The organism is Phocaeicola paurosaccharolyticus JCM 15092 (assembly GCF_000613805.1).
Classification (GTDB): Bacteria; Bacteroidota; Bacteroidia; order Bacteroidales; family Bacteroidaceae; genus Phocaeicola; species Phocaeicola paurosaccharolyticus.
On the sequence record NZ_BAJR01000003.1, the window covers coordinates 1 to 23,394 of the forward strand.

At 36.9% G+C, this 23,394-nt stretch carries 14 protein-coding genes and 3 pseudogenes; 6 read left to right on the plus strand and 11 right to left on the minus strand.

Translation table 11 applies throughout. The features are described from left to right. Nucleotides 1-131: 131 nt before the first annotated feature. The 3 genes from JCM15092_RS02510 to JCM15092_RS02520 all read right to left on the minus strand — a co-directional run bounded on the left by JCM15092_RS02510 (nucleotide 132) and on the right by JCM15092_RS02520 (nucleotide 2,266). The gene (locus JCM15092_RS02510) at nucleotides 132-836 is read right to left on the minus strand and encodes a peroxiredoxin (RefSeq protein WP_034541458.1); all 705 of its coding nucleotides are present in this window, start codon (nucleotides 834-836) and stop codon (nucleotides 132-134) included. A 130-nt stretch (nucleotides 837-966) separates the two neighbouring features. Beyond that, entirely contained in the window at nucleotides 967-1,806 is an 840-nt protein-coding gene (locus JCM15092_RS02515) for an MBL fold metallo-hydrolase (RefSeq protein WP_024993275.1), read from the minus strand. Next, nucleotides 1,799-2,266 carry a C-GCAxxG-C-C family protein gene (locus JCM15092_RS02520; protein WP_002562090.1) on the minus strand — a complete coding sequence of 156 codons (468 nt, stop codon included), beginning with the start codon at nucleotides 2,264-2,266 and terminating at the stop codon, nucleotides 1,799-1,801. Before JCM15092_RS02520 ends, JCM15092_RS02515 begins: the two co-directional genes overlap by 8 nt. Before the next feature lie 72 nt (nucleotides 2,267-2,338). Here JCM15092_RS02520 and JCM15092_RS02525 point away from each other — a divergent pair, with 72 nt between their 5' ends. The 3 genes from JCM15092_RS02525 to JCM15092_RS14690 all read left to right on the plus strand — a co-directional run bounded on the left by JCM15092_RS02525 (nucleotide 2,339) and on the right by JCM15092_RS14690 (nucleotide 4,505). After that, complete coding sequence (locus tag JCM15092_RS02525) at nucleotides 2,339-3,301, plus strand: IS982 family transposase (RefSeq protein ID WP_439645892.1); 963 nt, start codon at nucleotides 2,339-2,341, stop codon at nucleotides 3,299-3,301. A gap of 416 nt (nucleotides 3,302-3,717) precedes the next feature. Further along, on the plus strand, nucleotides 3,718-3,957 hold the full coding sequence (locus JCM15092_RS02530; RefSeq protein ID WP_034541459.1) for a hypothetical protein: 240 nt from the start codon (nucleotides 3,718-3,720) through the stop codon (nucleotides 3,955-3,957). Between the two features lie 11 nt (nucleotides 3,958-3,968). Continuing rightward, entirely contained in the window at nucleotides 3,969-4,505 is a 537-nt protein-coding gene (locus JCM15092_RS14690) for a ParB/RepB/Spo0J family partition protein (protein ID WP_024993278.1), read from the plus strand. Between the two features lie 42 nt (nucleotides 4,506-4,547). Here JCM15092_RS14690 and JCM15092_RS02540 read toward each other — a convergent pair whose 3' ends face one another. The 3 genes from JCM15092_RS02540 to JCM15092_RS02550 are packed head-to-tail and all read right to left on the minus strand — an operon-like array spanning nucleotide 4,548 to nucleotide 8,470. Next, nucleotides 4,548-5,237 carry a LytR/AlgR family response regulator transcription factor gene (locus tag JCM15092_RS02540; RefSeq protein ID WP_024993279.1) on the minus strand — a complete coding sequence of 230 codons (690 nt, stop codon included), beginning with the start codon at nucleotides 5,235-5,237 and terminating at the stop codon, nucleotides 4,548-4,550. 26 nt (nucleotides 5,238-5,263) lie between these two features. After that, nucleotides 5,264-6,286, minus strand: coding sequence for a sensor histidine kinase (locus tag JCM15092_RS02545; protein ID WP_024993280.1), 1,023 nt, complete (start codon nucleotides 6,284-6,286; stop codon nucleotides 5,264-5,266). A 39-nt stretch (nucleotides 6,287-6,325) separates the two neighbouring features. Further along, a complete protein-coding gene (locus JCM15092_RS02550) occupies nucleotides 6,326-8,470 on the minus strand; it encodes an outer membrane beta-barrel family protein (RefSeq protein WP_024993281.1) in 2,145 nt (714 codons plus the stop codon). A 163-nt stretch (nucleotides 8,471-8,633) separates the two neighbouring features. On the opposite strand from JCM15092_RS02550, the pseudogene JCM15092_RS14695 reads away from it, so the two are divergent. Continuing rightward, nucleotides 8,634-10,984 (plus strand): annotated as a pseudogene (locus JCM15092_RS14695) (beta-L-arabinofuranosidase domain-containing protein). A 72-nt stretch (nucleotides 10,985-11,056) separates the two neighbouring features. Here JCM15092_RS14695 and JCM15092_RS02560 read toward each other — a convergent pair. From JCM15092_RS02560 to JCM15092_RS16455, 5 genes and pseudogenes are all read right to left on the minus strand, one after another. Beyond that, nucleotides 11,057-12,406 (minus strand): glycoside hydrolase family 43 protein, encoded by a 1,350-nt coding sequence (locus JCM15092_RS02560; protein WP_051532467.1) that lies wholly within the window; start codon nucleotides 12,404-12,406, stop codon nucleotides 11,057-11,059. 65 nt (nucleotides 12,407-12,471) lie between these two features. Continuing rightward, nucleotides 12,472-14,028, minus strand: coding sequence for a glycoside hydrolase family 43 protein (locus JCM15092_RS02565; protein ID WP_024993283.1), 1,557 nt, complete (start codon nucleotides 14,026-14,028; stop codon nucleotides 12,472-12,474). Nucleotides 14,029-14,233: 205 nt separating this feature from the next. Next, a pseudogene (locus JCM15092_RS16445) lies at nucleotides 14,234-14,981 on the minus strand (response regulator); the annotation flags it as partial. 120 nt (nucleotides 14,982-15,101) lie between these two features. Continuing rightward, nucleotides 15,102-15,812: pseudogene (locus tag JCM15092_RS16450) on the minus strand (sensor histidine kinase); the annotation flags it as partial. A gap of 181 nt (nucleotides 15,813-15,993) precedes the next feature. Then, nucleotides 15,994-18,303: a ligand-binding sensor domain-containing protein gene (locus tag JCM15092_RS16455; RefSeq protein ID WP_051532461.1), complete on the minus strand. Its 2,310-nt coding sequence runs from the start codon at nucleotides 18,301-18,303 to the stop codon at nucleotides 15,994-15,996. 367 nt (nucleotides 18,304-18,670) lie between these two features. On the opposite strand from JCM15092_RS16455, the gene JCM15092_RS02575 reads away from it, so the two are divergent. Together JCM15092_RS02575 and JCM15092_RS02580 are read left to right on the plus strand one after the other, a co-directional pair. Then, the gene (locus tag JCM15092_RS02575) at nucleotides 18,671-21,784 is read left to right on the plus strand and encodes a SusC/RagA family TonB-linked outer membrane protein (protein WP_024993284.1); all 3,114 of its coding nucleotides are present in this window, start codon (nucleotides 18,671-18,673) and stop codon (nucleotides 21,782-21,784) included. Between the two features lie 12 nt (nucleotides 21,785-21,796). Beyond that, nucleotides 21,797-23,389 carry a RagB/SusD family nutrient uptake outer membrane protein gene (locus JCM15092_RS02580; protein ID WP_024993285.1) on the plus strand — a complete coding sequence of 531 codons (1,593 nt, stop codon included), beginning with the start codon at nucleotides 21,797-21,799 and terminating at the stop codon, nucleotides 23,387-23,389. The last annotated feature ends 5 nt before the right edge of the window (nucleotides 23,390-23,394 follow it).

The window sequence follows — 23,394 nt, forward strand, 5'->3', positions numbered from 1 at the left end:
TTGTTATACTGTTTTTATTTCTTTTCTGTACTACAAAGATAGAGCTTCAAAAGGTAGTTACCAACTCAAAATTTCTATCTGGCCATAGACAGCATCTATCAGTACTTCAACTGAAAATCACTAACTAAAGACTACTTGCCTAATTTACTTTCAACCTCTTCTTTAGAAAGTTTACGAGTACAGAAGAACCAGTCATAACAAGTCAACTCACCGGTTTTGTTATCCATCCTCTCTTTGGCAACACCACAAGAACCGGCAGTAGGTACAATCACGTCATCGCCCGGACGCCAGTCGGCCGGCAACGCTACTCCAAAGTTGTCTGCTGTTTGCAATCCCATCAATACACGCTTTATCTCATCAAAGTTACGACCCAATGAAAGCGGATAGTACAAAATAGTTCTAATAATTCCTTTAGGGTCAATAAAGAAAACAGCCCGTACGGCTTGCGTTTCACTTTCGCCCGGCTGAACCATTCCATATAGTTTAGCCACATGCATGGAAACATCTTCAATCAAAGGAAATTTAATTTCAATATCTTTCATTCCCTTGTAATCTATTTTATCTTTGATTGTTCTTAGCCATGCAATGTGGCTATATAAACCATCAATAGATAAACCCACAAGCTGGCAATTCAAAGCTTCATACTCAGCTGCCATTTTACCAAAAGTCATAAATTCTGTGGTACAAACCGGTGTAAAATCCGCCGGATGACTAAACAAAATGACCCATTTACCTCTATAATCTACTGGGAAATTAATTTTACCCTGTGTAGTTACTGCCTCAAAAGAGGGAGCTTGTTCGCCAATTCTTGGCATGACATTCATTTCTTCCATCATTTATTTGTTTATTATTAGTTGGTTATAAAATCGAAACAAATCTACGCTTAAAAGGTTGGTTGTCAAACAGATAAAATCTATCACTAAATAGATTTTATTTATATATAGCCATTAAGCAGTTATCAATTACTTAAAACTTCAACTGCATTCCGCTGTGAAACAAAGCAAAACGGTTCTGCAAGACCTCTGAAAAAACATCAACAGCAGCACTTCCGGTGCAATGACCTGTATAAAGGCACATTTCGGGATATTTATCCGCCAAGACACGTGCGATGGATGCAACATCATCTTTCTCCTCCATATCAGTATCTACTAAATGAGTACCGCCAACAAATGCCAGAACCTTAGAACAACCGGTTATTTCAATACTTGACTGAATAATATTCAGCACCCCGCTGTGCGAACATGCAGAAAGTATTACGATACCATCATCTATACGGATAACTAAAGCTACTTCATCATTAGGTATATAAGGCTTTTCCTGTCCATCGGCTACAATTCTCAGGAATTGATTGCCAACAGGCAAGCGATGTTCAAAAACACGATTATGTATTAAATAAACTTGGGGCGACAAAAGACAATCTTCTGTTAGCAGTACAAAGCGATCGGCATATTTTGCAAATAAAGAACTGTCCGAGCTAATATCTCTGGGCTTCTCATGCCTGTAAGTCAGATACTTATACTTAAAGGCCTTATCAGAGACAAAAATCTTTGCAGATTTATTTACTTGCAAGAAAGTGCTTAATCCACCAGTATGATCTTTATGTCCGTGAGATAAAATCAGGTGATCAACCTCTTCGGCATGAATACCCAATTTATTAGCATTATTGAGCCATTTGTCAGAAGCCCCCAAATCATATAAACAGGCTAAACCGTCAACTTTAAAATAAAAAGACAGTCCATGTTCCGTCAGCAATTCTTTATCAAGAAAGGCTGCATTATTATCAATCAAAACCGTAAGATCAAGCATGATCAATTAATTTTTGTTCTTCTAAATATTCCACCCAAATACGAGCTGCCTCCTCAACCATTTTGACACAAGGTCTTTTTTTATAATACGTTGCAGTACGTTCTTCAGGCATTGAAGATATGGGGTGATTTTTCTTCAGGCCCAATAATTCACCACAATTCAAGGAGCCATTTCTCGCTACAAAAACTTGCGCCAGGTCCTGCACTAGTTTATAATTGGCTCCTTTCGCTTTTGCATCGGGGACTACACTTCCCGTTTGCAAACCCGCCAGTATAAACATTCCGCAGGCTGCACCGCATGTTTCACGCATACGCCCAATTCCAGCACCAAAAGAAGCTGAAATTCGCAATGCTTGCTCTTCTGTCAAATCATATAAGTCAGCAAAAGCTGTTACAACAGACTGCGAACAGTTGTATCCGCTTTTAAACAATTCAACAGCCCTATCAATTCTTTCTTCCATAAAAACTATCCTAAAAAACTATTCCCTACCCGTTGGCGGAATTAATTATCTAATAAGATGTTTTAAAATAAGTTGTACATATTCGTGATATTTAGTATATTAGAAGTGAGCAAACTTTTAATATGTCATCACTCTATGCACAACTTATATGCAATATTCGCAAAATTTCTCCACATTTGCAAGGAGTTTTCTGATAATCTTGTAACCGAACACGGTAACATACCTCGCCCCGGAGTTGTTCCTCGTTTTTCTGATTTAGAAGTAGTTTCTCTTAGCCTTACGATGGAGTCTATTGGTTTGGATAGTGAAAACTACTTATTTTCCAAACTAGGAGAATACTCCAATGAGCTGCCACATCTAATTTCAAGAAGACAATTTAATGATCGTAGGAAACTCACAGCCAATCTCTGTAAAGAGATACGCGAAAGAATTGTGACTGAAATTGATGGTGGGGAAGAATTCTTCTGTATAGATTCAAAGCCAATAGAGGTTTGTCGTATTGCCAGAGCTAAACGCTGCAAAGTTGGCAAAGATGACTATGAACGTTCACCTGCATTTGGATATTGCGCTTCACAAAAACTTTATTACTATGGCTACAAACTACACGCAGTCTGTGGATTAAACGGTGTGATACACTCCTTTGATTTGACAAAGGCAAACGTTCATGACATTCATTATCTTCAGGATGTAAAGTATGAATATCAGGATTGTAGCCTGTTTGGTGATAAAGGATATATTGGAACTGAGGTACAATTGGATTTATTTGAAAGTGCTAACATTAAACTGGAAGTACCTTACAGACTCAATCAAAAGAATTGGAAGCCAACATTTATTCCTTTTGCTAAAGCAAGGAAAAGAATTGAAACACTCTTTTCGCAGATGTGTGACCAGTTCATGATAATAAGGAATTATGCCAAAGACGTCAATGGGATTTTTACTAGGATAATCAGTAAGATTAGCGCTCTTACGATTTTGCAATACATCAACAAAATGAACAATAGACCTATTGGAAGGATTAAATATGCGCTAATTTAATTCCGCCAACGGGTTAAAAGTAATCATTTAGCGCGAAAGAGTAAAAAGGAAAGCTGATAATATTGAAATAATGCGGCATTTAAATATGCCGCTTTTTTGTACTCCCTGTCAGACTATCCGGGAGTAAAGGGGGATTTTTTCTACTGCCCATATCTTATAACTTCTTCCTCTTTAGCGGAATGCTGATTACGCCGATGAAGTGTTCGATTTCATGCGCGAAAGTATTTCCGTGCTCTTCACGCCGAAGCAAGTTCGAGCCTCCGGTTTCGTGAAAAATCTTCCTCTTTCCGTTCCGGCGAGTGTATTTGTTCCCGAAAAACTTTCTTCGGCTAAACACTACCTTTCTCTGCCCCTGAAACTCGATCACTCATAACCGGCTCCGATACGGCATAGCGTTTAAAAAAAAAGTCAGAATTATGATGCGAACAGCAGAAAAAAACAGGAAACAACGATTCTCAAACCTTCCAATCAGCATAGGTTGGGTTTTGAAAATAGCTTTTGCGGTGGCGGGTTTTGCCCTTTGGGGTTGGTCGTTCGTGGCGGTTGTCGCAGGGATTTATTTAGCGTGGGCAATCATTAAAGGCGTTTTGTCCTGTCTTGTTTCCTTGCTCGTTTTGGCAATTATTATAACACTGATAATAGGTTTAACCTTTTAAATAACAACATTATGACAGCAATTAAGAACAACGGCACAGCAGTAGCAGTAGCAGGGAAAGCAAACGAAGTAGTAACCGCAGTAGTGGTACGCCAACCCGACAACGGACAGCGCAAAGCCGTGAATATTGCATCGGACTTGATAGAGCCGAGCAATTACAACGCCCGAAAAACCTTTGATGCCGATGCACTCAAAGAGTTGGCACAAAGTATCTCCGTTCATGGACTGATACAGCCCATTACGGTACGGCGCAAAGGCGAAAAAGGCGAACATTACGAAATCATTTGCGGGGAACGCCGCTTTAGGGCTTGCCGTATGCTGAAACTTGCCGAAATCCCGTGCATCATTCGGGAAGTAACAGAGGAACAGGCGTATGACCTTTCAATCTCCGAGAACTTACAGCGTGAGAACGTGCCACCTATGGAGGCGGCAGAGGCTTACAAACGCCTTATAGACTTCACTTGTGGACTATTCACTCCACACTGTAGATTATACGTTCCACAGTGTGGAGTGAATAGACTACAGTGTGGAACGAACAATATTATATGACTAAAAAAAGTTTTTATCTAGAGAGAAAATAAATGAGAACACCTACAGAGCGTTTTTCATTATCTTATCAAACACCTCATCGCGGAAGTTTCGGGCAATGGTTATAGCTTCATCGCCAATGATTATCTGATTGCCATTTATCATATCTATCTTTTCGATATTTATCAGATATGACTTATGAATCTGCAGGAACATTGATGAAGGTAGTGAGTCTATCATATGTTTCATTGTGTTTCTTATCACAAGCTTTTCTTTTTCTGTATATAGGCATATATAGTTCTCCATACTCTTAACGTAAAGTATATCTTTAAAGAAGATCTTATACATCTGTCTATCAGAGCGAACAAAAATGAAATCAGGAGTCTCTTCTTTTGTCTGCATCATACTATATATCTTGTTTACTGCTTTCAGAAAACGATCGAATGATATAGGTTTCAGAAGATAGTCTGCAACGTTAAGTTCATATCCTTTCAAGGCATACTTCTCGTATGCAGTAGTGATAATTACATATGGAGGATTCTCGATTGTGCTCAGAATATCTAGCCCTGAAAGATATGGCATCTCAATGTCCAGAAAGATGAGATCGGGACGAGAAGTTTGAAGGTATGTGTTGAGTTGCATGGCATCCTCAAATACAGCTTCAAGAGAGAGAAAATCTACCTTTTCAACATAGCTCTGCAACCCTTTCCTAGCCATAGGCTCATCGTCGGTTATTACACATTTTATCTTCATTATCTATCGTATTATTAAGTTATAAATTAGAACCCTATTTTTAGCTTAGCAATGAAACGTCCCTCCTCTTTTACTATTTCAAACAGATGTTTGTCAGGATATAGCAATGCTAATCTTCTCTTTAGATTTTCCAGGCCTATGCCGGATGCATTTTTTTTCTTTGGTAGTTCTTGTTCCGGTATGCTGTTTGCCACCTCAAAGTATATAAAATTATCTGCCGTAAGTTCCATTTTAATATCAATGATATAGTCGCCACCTACATATTTGAATGCATTTTCTACTAAAGGTGTAAACATCATCGGGTAAATATTCTCATCCATAAGTCTATCGTCAAAGTTGACATTCAGCTTAAGGCACTCTTTAGATCGTAACTTACAAAGTTCTATATATCGTTTAAGGTAATAGATCTCATTGCCTACCTTTACCTTTTCGCCGTCGTTATATAGTTGATAGCGAAGAATGTTGGATAGTAAATCGATAGTGTGCCGTGGGGTCTCATTATTATCGTCAATCTGAAAATATATAGTATTTAGAACGTTAAATAGGAAATGTGGGTGGTATTGAGCTTTCAGAAGTTTCAGCTCTGTCTGAAGTTGGTCATTCTTAATCTGTTGAAGTTGCATACTCTTAATCTCGCTCTCCCTTCTTATTGTCTGATTTCTGAAGTAACTATAAAATAGTGAGGATAGAAGGTTGCTGGTTATTATTGCAATAGGCAGGTCACGCCAGTTAAAAGTGTAACTGCATATAGTATGTGTTATTGCCATATCTACAAAAACTGATAGGGTAACCATTATAGAAACTACAGTGTACTCCTTAAGCAGAGTACCTTTTTTTCTATGGCAGAAGTTCATCCATCTGAAAAGGAATATAAATAATACATATGAGCAAAAAAGAACGGTAATGATATCAGTATAAGCAAACCTCATATTACTTGAGCTCCAATAGAATGCGTCTATTAAGCTATCGTTAATAAGGCGTATCATTGCAAATAGAACTATTGCATATGTTGATGATATTAGTAGTATATTATATGCTTTTCTTTTCATAAGTATAATGTTTTAAAGCTATAGATATCAATGCATCTATTACAAATTTACTCTTTTCATTTCTTCTATCTCATTTTTATTACTCTTTTCTTCAGCTTTTGTCCCTTTCTTGAAACGTAGTGATAATGAGATACCTACCATACGCTCTTTATAGTCTGAACGAGAAGATACCGGTCCGTAGTATAGATTTGCTTTTGCAGTTTCTTTCTTTCCATTTAATATATCTTTGGCAAAAAGAGAGATTGTGCCCATTCCATTAAAAATCTTTTTCTGTATACCTAGATTTATCTCATTTTTTGCGTTCATAGTTACCTGCGCTGCTGCAACCTTACCTCCGTAATTAATATTTACCTCAGCTGACCAAGTCGGTGAAATGGTAAATTGGTTCATAAAACTTATAATAGGGGTAAATCTGCTGTTTTCTTTCTCTTCATTAACCTCTCTCCACTTGAAATAGTTGTATTGTCCAATGAAAGTAATATTGGAATTCCACCATTTTACAGGTGATAATGACATAATATGAGCCCTAATTCCTGTTTGGGTATAGTTTGCCATATTGTCTGGTATTGCCAAAAGACGTCCGTCATCATCTATCTGATATGTCTTTATGATAGCATCAGCTGTATGCGAGAAGAAAGCTACTATCTGCCAGTTATTATTGTGTACAAACGATAACTCAATATTATTTGCGTATGATTGCTTCAACTTGGTGTTTCCAGAATCGGCTGTGAAATCATTAAATCTATATGTAAATGGGTTAAGATCACCATAGTTGGGACGGTTTATACGCCGACTATATGTTAACTGGATGGAGTTACCGTTTTTAAAGTTATACTGCATTCCTAAATTGGGAAATAGGCTTAGATAAGATGTAGTGAATGATGAGTCTGGTTGTACTGTGTTACCGCTAAGTTTACCTTTAACATGTGTATCCTCCAATCTTACTCCAAGAGCTAGTTGAAAGCTCTTTATGTTATGCTCACTCTGAAAATAGAGAGCATTAATATTTTCATCGTATTCAAAACGAGAGCCCAATGAGCCATCATATTTCCATATATTATCGTATGGTCGCATATATCCGGCATTGTTGTTCAGGTTTACAATGGCACTCTTTACTCCTGAAGATATTACCCAGTTCTCTTTTATTCTATATTTTAAATCAGCCTTTGCGGAGTATACATTTACTGTTCCGTTCATATTCCCATGCAAGGGATCCGACATTTCGTTACTAATGTCTTGTCTTCTACTTGTATCGTAAATATAGTAATCAGCTGAACCACTTATCTCTCTGTCTTCACCATTAAACTTATGATTAAGATATGTTGTTGCATAGAGATCTTGATTTACATAGTGCAGGAAGCTTGATGTATGATTAATGTAATCACTGCCATCTATTATATCTGTCATCTTTGACCTCTCATTCTGGTTGGCATAGTTACCTTTCAAGGATAGTCCCCACATAGTCTTCTCGGTTATGTCATAGTCGAACCCTAGCCTTAAGAAGTGAGAGTTTTGTACCCTCTTTCTGTACGAAAACTCTTCCATGTCTCCGTTATACCCATTGTATGGTCTGTTAATAACCATATCAATAATATTTATTCCGTGGTAATAAGAGTAGTTTGAGAAGATGTTTATCTTATCATTTCTGACATTCATTGATGTTCCTATATAGCCACTGTTGTTTTCTCCCGGATTTCCGTTGGCATATATATTAGCATTATATCCTCTCAATTTTATTTTTCTTGTACGTATATCTATCAAACCAACATTTCCGGCAGCATCATATTTAGATGAAGGCTGACTTACTAGATCCACCTTGTCACTGTTGCTTGCAGGCATAGATTTTAGCATGCTTACCAAATCTTTTCCTGATAGATATGTGGGTTTGCCATCTACCAATAATGTTGCTCCTCCTTTGCCATATAGTGTAATGTCTCCCTCATTACTTATCGCTATCCCAGGTAATGAGGAGAGCATGTCGTAAATTGTACCACTTCTCTGAGTTATTGTGGCATCAATCATATAACTCATCTTACCCGGAGATACCTCTACAGCTGGAATCTTTGCTGTCACTACAACTTCATTTAGCATCTCATGTCTAATTATAGTATCCTGCATGATTTGTGCAGAAGATAACTCACTTATTGCTATTAAGAATGCAATGATTATACAATTTTTTTTCATTTTTTTATTTCAAAAGTACATCAGTGCTATTTCACGGTAAAATTTAAGTGACAAACGTCTGATTTTTAGTGACGATGAGCATTGTATTTGTAGGTTTAATGTGCTAGTACAGATAGAATTTCTTATCTTTGTTGAAGTCAAAATATTACTAAGAAAGACATTTATGAATCTATTAAAAACCATTTTGGCAGTTTCTGCTGTAGCATTAATTCCTAATGTTACAGATGCACAACTGCCGGTCAAAGCAGAGACTTTTCCTGTAAGTGATGTACGAGTAATCTCAGGGCCTTTCAAACATGCAGAAGATATGGATATACGCTATCTTTTAGGACTAGATCCCGATCGCTTACTCGCTCCATATCTCAAAGGGGCAGGTCTGACACCAAAAGCAGAGAACTATACAAATTGGGAGAATACCGGACTTGACGGACATATTGGGGGACACTACCTCTCTGCTCTCTCATATATGTATGCCGCAACAGGCAACAAGGAGATTAAGAAGCGTCTTGACTATATGATAAGTGAGATGAAACGTTGTCAGGACAGTGCCGGTGACGGATACCTCTCAGGGGTTCCCGATGGACGTAAGATGTGGAAAGAGATTGAAGAGGGTAAGATAAATGCTTCAGGTTTCGGCCTAAATAATCGTTGGGTTCCTCTCTATAATATACATAAAACTTTTGCGGGATTGCGTGATGCTTACCTTCAGACTGGAAATAGTGACGCTAAAGAGATGTTGGTTAAACTCACAGACTGGATGATGAGGCTTGTTGCCAATCTTAGTGATGAACAGATGCAGGATATGCTTCGCAGTGAACATGGTGGTCTGAATGAGGTTTTTGCTGATGTTGCTGACATAACAAAGGATAATAAATATCTTAAACTTGCTCATAAATTCTCACATCAACTGGTTCTTCAACCTTTACTTAATAAAGAGGATAAGCTTACCGGCATGCATGCCAATACCCAGATACCTAAAGTGATAGGATATAAGCGAATTGCAGATCTTGAGGGCAATAAAGAGTGGGATGGAGCAGCAGAGTTTTTCTGGAAAACTGTAGTTAATAATCGTTCAATTTCTATCGGTGGAAATAGTGAAAGAGAGCATTTCCATCCTGTTAATGATTTTAGCAGTATGCTTACCAGTGAACAAGGACCTGAGACTTGCAACACATACAATATGTTGCGACTCACAAAGTTGCTCTATCAGACTTCTCTTGATTCTCATTATATGGACTATTATGAACGTGCTCTATACAATCATATCCTATCTACTCAGGATCCTGTTCAAGGTGGATTTGTATATTTCACCCCGATGCGTTCAGGACACTACAGGTATATTCTCAACCTCAGACAAGTTTCTGGTGCTGTGTAGGTTCCGGTATGGAGAACCATGCAAAATATGGTGAGATGATATATGCTCATAAGGGTAACCAACTTTATGTAAACCTATTTATTCCTTCAACACTTAATTGGGATAATGTAAATATTGAGCAGAAGACAGATTTCCCAAATGAGGAGGGAACTAATATCATTGTTACTCCAAAGAAGGGGAAGAAGAACTTTGAACTTTTAGTGCGTGTACCAGGGTGGGCTAAGCAAGGTGAATTGATCCTGATGGTTAATGATAAACCACAAAATGCAACAGTTAAGGATGGATACGTTTCAATACAACGTACATGGGAGAAAGGTGATAAGGTGAAACTATCTTTACCTATGTCTCTGCATGCCGAGGTGCTGCCGGATAATTCTTCAAACTATTCTCTGCTATATGGTCCTATAGTTTTAGCTTCTCAACTTGGAAAGCAGAATCAGGATGGGCTTTTTGCTGATGACAGCCGTGGTGGACATATTGCAGCAGGGCCCCGTCTTCCACTTCAGGATATGCCAGTGATAATTGGTGATAAGGATGACATCGTATCTCATATCAAAAAAGTTGAGGGAAAACCATTGACTTTCACTCTCTCTGGAGTTTATCCAAAGAAGTATGATGGTATGACGCTCGAACCATTCTATAGACTGTATGAATGCAGATATATGGTGTACTGGCCTGTATGGTCACAACAGGAGCTTAACGCTAAGCAGGGACAGTTGGAAAAAGAGGAGAGTGAAAGGGCAGCTATTGACAAGATTACTTCCGATAAGGTGACTTGTGGAGAGCAGCAACCTGAAAGTGATCATTTTATTCAGATGGATAAATCGCAGACTGGTAACGATGACGGTAAACATTGGCGTGAGGCTGAAGGATGGTTCAGCTATAAGATGAAAAGCAACGGAAAAGATGTTAATAAAGTAAGAGTGCTTTTCAACTCATTCGGCAAACGTAGTGGTAAGGTTCTTATTGATGGCACAGAGATTGGTACATTCACAACAAGTGGAACTCCGTCTGTTTCATCATGTGAGTTTGAAATACCAGCTTCGATGAAAGGTAAAGAGGAGATGGTGATAAAGATTGAAAAGAACATTGGCAGAGTGACACCACATATATATGAGGTCAGACTCATCGCTCAATAAAAATAAATTCGTCTCGCATGCATCATAAAGATGTAATGCGAGACGAACCTTTATATAAAAAACGCTATCTTTTTACTTACTGAACTTCCACCAATCGAAGTTGAAAAGTTTACATCCTTTTCTACCTTTTGGCACGAAGTAAACGTCATGAATACCGGTAACATCTTTAGAGATGTTTGATTTGATATTTTTCCAGTTTTCCCATCCTCCGGTTCCAGGTATAGTGATATTTGATATCATCTCTCCCTTGATACTGTCGATATGAATTTCAAGTCTTCCTCCACGAAGTGCGCTAGCAATAGCAACTTCAATCTGTTTTGGAGATTGACTGCCAAAGTCTACGTTTCTAACCTTTATCCAGTCGCCATCGTGAATTTCTGAAATGTAAATACCTGTCTTTTCGTTTGGCTCTGACTTAACACCTTTAGAGAATGCTATTGTCTCGGCTTCAACACGTCTGTATGGGTTGAATGTAGCAATAGGTGCCACACCTTCGTCGGTAGCTTTTATCTCAGGGAATGTGCCATCAGCATTGTATTTGAACTGTTCAACGGCAACACTTCTTGCAAATCCACCTCCTTTAGGCAGTTTGCCGGTATGGTAGAAGAAGTATGAATTACCTTTGAAATCAATTACACCACTATGATTAGTAAATGAATTGGTATCCTGCAAAGGCATAGCATGACCCATATATTTCCATGGTCCTTCAGGTTTGTCACTCATTGAGTAGGCTATGTGTTCAGGTATTCCACCTGCTGCATAAATCATATAATATTTACCATTGTGTTTGCTCATCCAAGGTCCTTCAACATAGGTATCCTTATATTTCACATCCTTCTTTCTCTCCTTAGGAGATGGTGATCCAAATGATTCTTCAGTCTGTTCAATATGTTTCACATCACCATTGATAGATATCATATCCTTGTTTAGCTTGGCAAAATGCAGATCAGGATTTCCCCAACAGATATATGCCTGACCATCGTCATCAATGAATACAGATGGGTCAATATTTGCCCACTCTCCATCATCAAAAAGAGGCTTACCAATAGCATCCTTAAATGGCCCTGTAGGTGAATCAGCCACGGCAACACCTATAGCCATACCATTAGATAGCTTTGAGTGCGCACAGATATAGAAATAAAATTTGCCGTTACGTTCTACGCACTGAGCAGCCCATGCTCTGTCATCAGCCCATGAGAAAGTTTCAAGAGCAACTGTAGATCCATGGTCGGTCCAGTTTACCATATCTTTTGTAGAGTAGATTCTCCACTCCTGCATCCAGAAGAAGTCTGCATTATCCTCATCGTGACCTGTATAGATATAGAGAGTTCCGTCATGAACCATAGGTGCCGGATCAGTTGTATACCATGTCTGTACGATAGGATTTTGAGCAAGCAGTGGTGAGCAGCTCATCGCTGCCATCAATACTGCTGATTTAATAATAGAAGTATAATTATTGTTTCTCATAATACTTTTTCACGCATTATTTAGTTCTTATCAGAGATTTTGAAATAGTCGAAGTCCACATATCCACCGGCAGTTGTTGTGGCGAAGTTGAATAAGCCGAAACGATATCCCATGAAATGAGGCATTGTATATGTCATCTTAAGAACTGTACCAACCTTATTCCATTTCTTACCATCTAGGCTATAGTAGAATAGAGCCTCATCCTTTTTATTATTAAAGTCACATGATGCTTTAAGGTATACTTTCTTCTTGCTAAGTGGTATGCAAACCTCCTCTACAGCATTACCTGTTGATGCGTTGTGCATAACAATGAATTTACCCTCTTGAGTAACCTTTACTCCGACGAATCCATAATTTTTCTGTAGAAGTGTAAGACCTGCAAAGTCACCCTCTTTCATGTTTTGAACATCAATAACTGTCTCACCACTGCAAACAGGGCCGATAGTTCTTTGAGTAAGGATGTTTTTAGATTGGGTTATAACTTTGTCAACTCTTCCTGTAGTAAGACGTAGCTGTCCTTTTTTTGCAGTAAGAGACCATAGAGAATTGTCTGGGTTATGGTTCCATTGCCATACAAGAGGTAGTGTATTTTCACCTTTCTTACGAGAGAAATCATCAGAATTTACAATACCAGGTATAAGTCCCTTGCTTGCAGGAAGATCAAGTTCCATAGGAACTTTTCCATCTATACCTAGTACAGGCCATCCGTCTTTCCACTCTACAGGAACTAAGTATGGTATTCTACCTACTGCGCCATGATCCTGGAATAGGTAAGCAAACCATTTGTTATCTGGAGTGCTGATGAGGCCACCTTGAGCAACACCTTTATCCTGAAGAACCATTTTACCTTCGTAAGGGCCCATAAGGTTATCTGAACGGTGAACAACAACTGTGCGCATTCCATCTCTTGGCCAACAGATATTGAAGATGTAGTATTTACCATTTATCTTGAACATCTGTGAACCCTCTGCAGGCAACATTATTTTATCTGTTGCTGGTGAGTGTGCATCTTTTATAAGAATTTTCTCTGTCTCAGGGATTACACCTGACAAGTCATCTTTAAGCTGTACTATTCTTAAGTCGCCACCTCCATAAATGAGATATGGCTTGCCATTATCAATGATGAATGTGTGGTCGTGCAAACTTGGTTTAAACTCAATTCTTTTCCAAGGTTCTTTCTCAATATTCTTTGTAGTAAAGATATATGTCTTACCTGTAGTCTGAGCAAATGTAGTTAGATAGAATGTGTCGCCATATTTGCGTAAGCAGCTAGCCCATGTACCTTTTCCATAAGTGTTCTTTCCATTCTCCAGGTCAAGAGTCTCGAGAGGCTCAAGAGTGTCGTATGCATAGCTTACCAGTTCCCAGTTTACGAGATCCTTAGATTTCATAATAGGCACACCTGGATTCATGTGCATAGTTGTGCTACTCATGTAGTAGGTGTCTCCGTCACGGAGCATTGACATATCGGGAACATCCGCGAATATAATCGGGTTTTGCGCTTTCTGTTCCTGAGCCTTAGACTGGGCAGTAGAAAGTGTCAAAAGAAATAGAAGAGAGAAAATGTGTCTTTTCATAATCCAATATTTGTAGTAATAATTTGTTTCACTACAAAAATAGGACGTAGCTATCAAAGGCCGGAATAGTTCCGTAACAAAAGTTTATATTTATGTTACATATACTACTTTATCTATTTTATCTCTTTTGAATTTAGACACAAGTTTAGAAAATAGGTATTTTATCAATAATATATGGCTAAAATTCTAATTGTTGATAGAGTAATTATACTCCATTCTCCTTTTGGAATTCAGAAGGGAGTATGCCAAATTCCTCCTTGAAATATTTCCTGAACTGCTTAGGATCTTTAAATCCTACCATATATGCAATCTCGGATACATTCTGCTGACTCTTTTTAAGGAATTGGGCGGCACGCTTTAGTCTGATTATTCTTATAAACTCACTTGGAGTCTTTCCTGTGATTGATAGCAGCTTCTTGTATAGTTGAGTACGGCTCATACATAATTCATGACTTAGTTCCTCAACCGAAAGTTCATCCTGATTGATATTATCCTCAATATACTTTATGGCCTTATTTATCAGTTTCTCATCTAGAGAGGTAATAGTAATTTCACTTGGAGCAATATCAATCTGTTTGCTGAAGTTTTTGTGCCGGCTCTGTTGTTGATCTAAGAGTCGTCTTATTCTCAAAATCAGTATGTCTAGGTCGAAAGGCTTTGTGATGTAGTCGTCGGCTCCATTCTCGAATCCGGAAAGTTCCTGCTCCTTGGTAGAACGTGCTGTAAGTAATATAACAGGAATATGTGATGTTCTGATGTCATTTTTTATCAGTTTACACAGACTGTTACCATCAATTCCAGGCATCATGACGTCACTTATGATGATATTGGGCTGTAAATTTGGAATCATCTCCCATGCTTTATCTCCATCGGCAGCATCGTAAATTATATAATCCTTTTTCAGGAAGTCATGCATGAAGACGTAAGTCGTCATTATCATCAACAATTAATATTTTTTCTTTATTACCTTGCTTATCTTCAATGATCTCAAATTCATCGTACTGACTTATTTTCTCTTCAGCTTTATTCATCTCTATTTTGTTTCCCTTTCTGTCTCTGATAATAGGAAGGTCAATAATAAATACAGTTCCATTGCCAATATTGTCAACTATCTCTACTGTCCCTTTATGAAGTATCACAAACTCTTTTACAATATTCAGGCCTATACCACTGCCATTATACTTTTCATTTTCTTTTTGTTGTACTTGATAAAATGGTTCGAATATACGTTGTTTGTTATCATCACTTATACCAATGCCTGTATCCGAGACTTTTATTTCTAGCAACTCAATATTGTCCTTCCTCTTCACTTCTAGTGAAATATCTACCCTTCCATTTTCAGGAGTAAACTTAAAAGCATTCGATAACAGGTTTGTTATTATTTTGCTCATTTTATCTTCGTCAAATAGCATATACAGGCTTTCACAAGAAGAAAAGAAAGTCATATGTATATTTTTCTTCTCTGAATATTCTGTGAAAAGATTGCATACGGTATGTATAAAGTTTATGATATCACCTTGTGACAAGTTTAGCTTGTTGCACTTCTCTTCATTCTTTCTAAAGTCAAGAAGTTGGTTTACAAGATTCAATAGTTGCATGGCATTTCTATGTGCTATACTTAACTTATCCTTTATATCACTATCTGAACAGTTCTTTATTACATATTCCAGTGGTGATAGAATAAGAGTAAGTGGCGTTCTCAAATCATGGCTTATGTTTGTAAAGAAACGTAGTTTCATTTCGTCAACTTCATGTTTTTTCTTAGCATCTTCCTCTATTCTCATTATCTTGAACTTCTGTCGTTCATTGCGTAATATCTGCTTATATGTTATGAATAGAATAATAATGATGATAATGAAGTAGAAACAATATGCAATATTGGTAGCCCAGAAAGGAGGAATTATTACGATTTTAAGTTCAGTAGCTTCTTGGCTGACAAAACCGTCGCTATTAATTGCTTTCACCTTAAGTATATTCCCCAGGTGATAGGTTCGTGAACATAATTTTGTTACCGTCGGCAGTTATCCATTCATTATTAAAACCTTCAAGAATATATTGGTATTTTATTCTCTCAGGCAGAACATATGTCATCGTTGATACTGATACTGAAAAAACGTTTTGGTTGTAATTAAGTTTTAACTCTTTGACATAGTTCAATGGAGTTGTCAATATAGTATTACCGTTGTATGTAGAGTCTATTTTTGCCTCCTTGTTGAAGAGGAAAAGATTTGTAAATACAACCTTTGGCGCATTTCTATTATATTTTATGTTCTGTGGATTGCACCAGCTAAGACCTTGAAGGCCACCTGCTACTATTGTACCATCAAATCTACTTATCAATGAACGAGCATTAAACCTCTGTTTTGGGAAATAGTCATCTGATGAATATTCATGGTAGGTGAATGTGTATTTCCCTGTTGTTGGGTCGGTGCCTATAATGATATTACAGATATTTGTATTTGTAGTAATCCATATATTTTTGTTGGCATCTTCAATAACAGCATTGATAATTTTATCTTTAAGTTCTTCTACTGGTTCAAAAATCTCATCTGAATTCCTGTTATATACATTTATGCCATTCTGCGTAGCTATCCACAATAGTTCTCTGCTATCTTCAAAAATCTGATTGCATACTATACTTGATAACTCTTGATTACCTTTCTTATTCCATATTATCCTTTGAAATTTCTTTGTTATAGGAGAAAATTCAGTAATTCCATTTGCTGTAGCAGCATATATCATATTGTTTTTGGATACACAAATAGACGATACATAATCGTTATCAAATCCACTACCTTTTTCTGGATAATAGAAGAATTGATCGTTGTCTGGGTTTAGACATTGCAATCCGTTTCCTAATGTCCCTATCCATATATAGCCATTCATATCTTCGGCTAGTGCCCAAACATTGTTGTTTATTAATGAATTATGATCTTTTTGATCTTTTATGTAATGAGTAAATTTCTTTCCATCGAATGAGCCGAGTCCATTCTGAAATGTACCTATCCAAATCTTACCGTTTTTACTCTCAGTTATAGATACTATAGCATCAATTGCAGCATATTTAGAACTTGAAATATGTGGATATATCTTTTTCTCTTTATTCTTTCCGTCAATATATATTAACCCGTTATTGTCTGTTCCAACCCAAATATTATGTTTTGAATCTTCGAATAAAATATTAGCATCTGGCGAGAAATTCTTGATGTAATTGAATTCATTCAGATTGTCAAGATCGAACTTGAATATGCTTTCATTATATAGTGATACACCTTGTTTGAAAGTGCCTACCCACATGTTACCATCGTCTGCGAAATATAGGCTACTTATATTATTTTGTGATATTGTTTTCTCATCAAATGGGTTGTGGAAAAGATATTTTATGCTGTGATTCTTTTTGTTTATGATATTAAGGCCATTATATCCTGTAGCAATCCATATCTGCTTTTTGTCATCCTCTTTTATGTCTCTTATTCCATTGCAAGAAAGTCTGTAAGAAGAGTCCGTTTTGTCAGTATAATGTTCCCATTTGTTTTCATCTGAATGGAAAACCCAAATTCCCAAATCAATATAAGAGTAGAACCAATAATCATTATCAGAGTCAACGAAAACAAGCCTGCTCTCTTTTCCGTTAAATTGTTTGACAAGGAAATCATTTGATGAGAGTCTTTTCCCGTTGTTTCTATTAAAACATTGAAAGTATCCATTTTCATAAATGCCTATAACACTATTTTTATCTTCCGAGAAACATACTATCCTTGAGCCATCGCTGAATTTCATTTCAGGAATTAGTATTGTCTTTTTGGTCTTGTAATTGTAGAAATAAGTCCCAATATTATCTCTATAGCACCATATATTTTTCTCTTTGTCGATGAACATTAATGAAGGGTCGATAGGTATATTATACTTTTTCTCAAGAATATCTTGTGCAGGATAGAACTTCTCTCTCCTTGGGTCAAAACATGTGTATCTGTATCTTAATTGCATCCATAGATTACCATATTTGTCTTCCTGAGTCTTCCCAACATAATTGTCAAGATTTGGAGTTGAAATTGCACTGTTAGGATTATAATTCTTTATAGTATATCCATTGTATTTGCTTATTCCCCATGATGTAGAAAACCACATGAACCCTTGTGAATCTTTTACTATAGAGGTTACTTGAGTTCCTAATAATCCTTGGTTTGTCCATATATGTTTGAAAGAGATATTATTATTTCCAGAAGCAGGTAGATGGAACAGAAAAATAATCAGCAATGATAAGGCACATTTCATAGTAGTTCATTTAGTTAGCAAGTGCAATATACAAATCTTTTATATTTGGTTTCTACACATTGGCAGAATATTCATCAAGGATGTTTAATCTTAGTGTTTTTGCGTAAATACCATATAATCAGAATAATAGCTTATGCATTAATAGGATTATAACCAAATGACCCCTAAAAAAGAAACATTTTCACTCGAGGCAATACAAACATCCCTTTAATGTAAAACATAAAAAATGTAATAGGAATATGGGATATTTAATTTTACATGAGCGAAAAAATTAAGGCGCTAAAAACCAAATTAACTTTAAAATTTATTTACTAATGAAGAAAACAATTATTAAGCGGAGTATCTATTCCTATCTATGGTGTATAGCATGATAATAGGTATGTTATCTCCAGTTATTGTTCAAGATGCTGAAGCTGCAAATAATGAAGTTGTTTCAGGTATTGTATCATCAGCCGAAAATGAGCCACTTATTGGTGTTTCAGTAACTATTAAGGGAACAACAAAAGGTACTGTTACTGATGTAAAAGGTCATTATGTTATCAATGCTAATAGAGGAGATATCCTGGTATTCTCGTATATAGGATACTCAAAAAGAGAGATAGCTGTTAAGGGTAGTGTGTTGAATGTAACTATGAAAGAGGACACCGAACTACTTAATGAGGTCGTGGTTGTTGGTTATGGTACTATGAAAAGAAGTGACCTGACTGGTGCTGTAACATCAGTAACTGCAGAAGATATGGCTAAGAGTGTCAATACATCGCTCGACCAGGCTTTGCAAGGAAGAGCTGCTGGTGTTAATGTTATCTCAAACTCTGGAGCTCCTGGTGGTGGTATCTCTGTTAGCATCCGTGGTGTGAACTCATTTAATGGTAATGAGCCACTCTATGTAATTGATGGAATACCTATTTCCGGCCAGTCTAGTGGCAATTCAAGTGCACTATCAAATATCAATCCTTCGGATATTGTAACAATGGAGATTCTTAAGGATGCATCTGCAACTGCTATCTATGGAACAAGAGCTGCAAATGGTGTAATTCTTATTACAACAAAACAAGGTAAAGCTGGTGATACAAAAATATCATATGATGGATATTATGCAATACAGCAATTACCTAAAGAACTTGATGTTCTAAATCTAAGAGAGTATGCTACATATCAGAATCTTCGAGCAGAAGTGATAGGCTTTGGTGCAAGAGAGGAATTTAAAGACCCTTCACTTTTAGGTGAGGGTACAAACTGGCAGAAGGAGATATTCAGATCGGCTCCAATGCAGAATCATCAGTTAAGTATAACTGGTGGTAGCCAGAAAACTAGATATGCAGTCATGGCTGGCTATCTCACACAAGATGGTATCGGATTAGGATCCAAGTTCGAAAGATTTTCTCTTCGTGTAAACTTGGATACCAGCATAAAAAAGTGGCTTAATGTAGGTCTTAATACTTATATAGCAAGACACAAACAGGTGAATACTATAGACAACGGCGGAGTTATTGAGACAGCTGTAAGACAGCTTCCTGAAGTTCCAGTACGTAACTCGGATGGTAGCTGGGGAACACAGCAAGAAAATATGTATGGTACATATTTCTCTAATCCGGTAGCTGACGCACTTTCACGTGAGAATTATAACAAGGGAACAGACTTACAGTTAAGAGGTTATGCTGATATAAATCTATTAAAAGGATTGGTGCTAAAGACTGAGGCATCAACTAATATTAATTACTATACTGATTATCAGTATACTCCTTTGATGAAACTTGGATATTTTACTCAAGCATCATCTGGTAGTAGAAGTTCAAGCAACAGCTCTTTTGTTGATTTTAATACATATCTTACTTATAATCTCTCTTTAGTAAAACATAGTTTCTCAGTTATGGCTGGACATGAGTCTCAGGAGAATAATAGCGAAAATCTTTCTGGAAGCAGAGATGGTTTTATCTTCAACTCGGTACACGAACTTCAGGTTGGCGATGCAAAATCCGCAAAAAACAGTAGCTCTAGAAATTCATCTGCTATAGAGTCATATTATGGACGTTTCAACTACAACTATGATAATCGTTACTTGTTGACGGCAACATTACGTCGTGATGGTTCTTCAAATTTCTCAGAAAATAACCGTTGGGCTACATTTCCATCAGTTGCCCTTGCTTGGAGAATAAGCAATGAGAAGTTTATGAAAGATGTAAAGTGGATAAATAACGTGAAATTAAGATTAGGCTGGGGCATTGTTGGTAACCAATCTATATGGCAGAATTATGCTTATGGTGTAACAATGTCATCATCGGCAACACCAACTGGTCAAGGTTTTTACCCAGGCAACTATAGCAACTCAGATTTGAAATGGGAGAAGACTAAGGCGTATAATTTGGGCTTAGACCTTAACCTGCTCGACAATAGAATAGAATTCATTGCTGATTTTTATCATAAAGATATAAGTAACCTTTTGATGCAGGCATCTCTTCCATCATATGTTGCCGGAGTAATCTCTTCGCCATGGGTAAATGCAGGTTCTATGACTAATAAAGGTATGGAACTCACATTGAATACTGTCAATATTAGTAAAGGCTCATTTATGTGGAGAAGTGGATTGACCTTCTCAATAAATAGAAACGAGGTCACAGGACTTTATACAGAATCATCTGCTCTTGTAGGTGAAATTGGAGGCTTGGCATATTCTTATACTTCAGTTGGAAATCCTGTAGGACAACTATATGGATATAAAGTAATTGGTATGTTCAAAGATGAATCCGACTTCTATAAGAAAGACAACGTAGGTAATAATTTACTTGATAAAGAGGGTAATAGAATACCTGTAGCTTTGCCAAAGGATAAGAAAATTGGTGTAAATGAAGTATGGGTAGGTGATTATATGTTCGAGGATAAAAACAACGATGGAGTGATTGATGAGAATGACCGTTCTTTCATTGGTAATCCTGAGCCTAAGTTCACTTTTGGTTTCAGTAATACATTTACTTATAAGAATTTTGACTTGAATATATTCATAAACGGTGTATATGGCAATAAAATATACAATATGTTGCGTCAGAACTACACTAACCCTATGAATAATAGTGGTCTTCTTAAAGAGGCTACACGTATTGCTGTATTAGAGCTTATAGATCCTAATGGTGCAGCCGATGATATCACTAACGTTAGAGTAAAGAACAGTGATGCATCTGTTCAAAGAATTAATATCACTGATGCTAACAACAACAATAGAATGAGTGATAGATTTGTTGAGGATGGCTCTTATTTAAGAATTAAGAATGTCTCTTTAGGGTATACTTTCCCTAAATCTTTATTGACTAAATTCAATATTGAGAATTTACGCATTTATGCAAATGTGCAGAATCTTTACACATTTACAGACTATTCCGGATACGATCCTGAAGTAGGTTCATATAATGTATTGTTGAGAAATATCGATAATGCAAGATATCCATCTCAGCGTATTTTCACTTTTGGCGCAAATCTAACATTCTAAATCTTTAAAAACATGAAAAGAAATATTAGCTATATATTATTACTGTCACTCTTTACTCTCACATTGGGTTCTTGTAGTGATGACTTTTTGGATAGAACTCCAAAAGGGGCATATACAGATGCCGATTTCTATACATCAGCTTCTGCATTGAAAGCGGCAACAGCTCCTCTATATACTAGAGCGTGGTTTGATTACAATCGTTCAGCACTTGCTATTGGTAGCTGCCGTGCAAATGATTGTTATGGTCAATGGTTCCTTCCTGCATACACTCTTTTCACAATTACAGCATTGGACAATGAAGTTTCAAGTGCTTGGCAGGCTTTTTATTCTGTTGTGACAATGTCTAATGCTACTATAGAATCAATAAATCAAAAGGCAACAGGTGTAACTGAACAGGAAAAAAATCAAGCAATAGCTGAGTGCAGGTTAATGCGAGGAATAGCCTACTTTTATCTGCTACGTACTTGGGGCCCTGTAATTCTTTTTGATAATAATGATGTTGTTGTTAAGAACCCATTACAGCCACGCCATAAGGAGGCAGATGTTTTCCAATTCATAATAAACGATCTTACTTATGCCGCTGAGAATCTGCCGGCTGTAGCTGATAAAGGAAGAGCATCCAGCTGGGGTGCTAAAGGCGTTTTGGCTAAAGTATATCTTTCTCGTTCAGGTTGGGATAATGGAGGAACACGCAATCAGGAAGACTTAGACAAGGCTATTCAATATGCAGCCGATGTATGCAACAATTGCGGACTTAATCTTATTGATTATGAAAATCTGTATAAGTATAAATACAACAATAATGAGGAATCAATGATTGCCATGCAATGGGTTCCTAATGGAGAATGGTATGTATGCAACACATTGCTTAGCGACCTTGCATTCAGTACTGATGTTACAGGTGGAGTAAATTGCTGGAGCAGTCTTAATGGAACAATAGATCTGTTGAGACAGTATGAGAAAGGTGATGCAAAGAGACTTAAAGCCACTTATTTTATAAACAATACATTCTATTCTTATATAAATATTAAGGATGGTGGATATACTTATGATGGAACAAGCAGTCCTATAAAGAAGGGTGTTCCTGGAGGTCCGGATGATGATAATGACGGTTATGTGAAGGTTATGAATTCTCCTCTTAATACTTATATATTGCGATTGGCAGATGTATACCTTACATATGCTGAGGCTTCTTTGGGAAATAACGAGACGCTATCTTCCGGTGACGGATTAAAATTCTTTAATAAAGTTCGTAAAAGAGCAGGTTTAGCTGAGAAATCATCTATAAGCTTTGATGACATAATACGTGAAAGAAGAGTTGAATTTGCAATGGAATATTGTAATTGGTATGACATGGTTAGTTGGTATAAATATAAACCAGAGAAGATGCTTAAATACTTCAATGATCAGAAGAGAGGATGGACTTGTAATCAGATTACGAAAGATGATTACGGAAATATTGTAATCAATGATGCAGATTTACAAGCGCCTACTACTCCTGTTGTAGTTACTAATGATAACATATTCCTTCCTTATCCGGAAAAGGATTTACTACAGAATCCTAGGCTAAAGGAAGAGCCACAGTCATACAATTTTAATAAATGATAGTA

Excerpts from the sequence above, each read along its gene's own strand:
- JCM15092_RS16455 (WP_051532461.1), bottom strand. The coding sequence starts at position 18,303 with ATGAAATGTGCCTTATCATTGCTGATTATTTTTCTGTTCCATCTACCT.
- JCM15092_RS02575 (WP_024993284.1), top strand. The coding sequence starts at position 18,671 with ATGATAATAGGTATGTTATCTCCAGTTATTGTTCAAGATGCTGAAGCT.
- JCM15092_RS02510 (WP_034541458.1), bottom strand. The coding sequence starts at position 836 with ATGATGGAAGAAATGAATGTCATGCCAAGAATTGGCGAACAAGCTCCC.
- JCM15092_RS02565 (WP_024993283.1), bottom strand. The coding sequence starts at position 14,028 with ATGAAAAGACACATTTTCTCTCTTCTATTTCTTTTGACACTTTCTACT.
- JCM15092_RS02560 (WP_051532467.1), bottom strand. The coding sequence starts at position 12,406 with ATGGCAGCGATGAGCTGCTCACCACTGCTTGCTCAAAATCCTATCGTA.
- JCM15092_RS02515 (WP_024993275.1), bottom strand. The coding sequence starts at position 1,806 with ATGCTTGATCTTACGGTTTTGATTGATAATAATGCAGCCTTTCTTGAT.
- JCM15092_RS02520 (WP_002562090.1), bottom strand. The coding sequence starts at position 2,266 with ATGGAAGAAAGAATTGATAGGGCTGTTGAATTGTTTAAAAGCGGATAC.
- JCM15092_RS14690 (WP_024993278.1), top strand. The coding sequence starts at position 3,969 with ATGACAGCAATTAAGAACAACGGCACAGCAGTAGCAGTAGCAGGGAAA.
- JCM15092_RS02540 (WP_024993279.1), bottom strand. The coding sequence starts at position 5,237 with ATGAAGATAAAATGTGTAATAACCGACGATGAGCCTATGGCTAGGAAA.
- JCM15092_RS02580 (WP_024993285.1), top strand. The coding sequence starts at position 21,797 with ATGAAAAGAAATATTAGCTATATATTATTACTGTCACTCTTTACTCTC.
- JCM15092_RS02545 (WP_024993280.1), bottom strand. The coding sequence starts at position 6,286 with ATGAAAAGAAAAGCATATAATATACTACTAATATCATCAACATATGCA.
- JCM15092_RS02550 (WP_024993281.1), bottom strand. The coding sequence starts at position 8,470 with ATGAAAAAAAATTGTATAATCATTGCATTCTTAATAGCAATAAGTGAG.
- JCM15092_RS02530 (WP_034541459.1), top strand. The coding sequence starts at position 3,718 with ATGATGCGAACAGCAGAAAAAAACAGGAAACAACGATTCTCAAACCTT.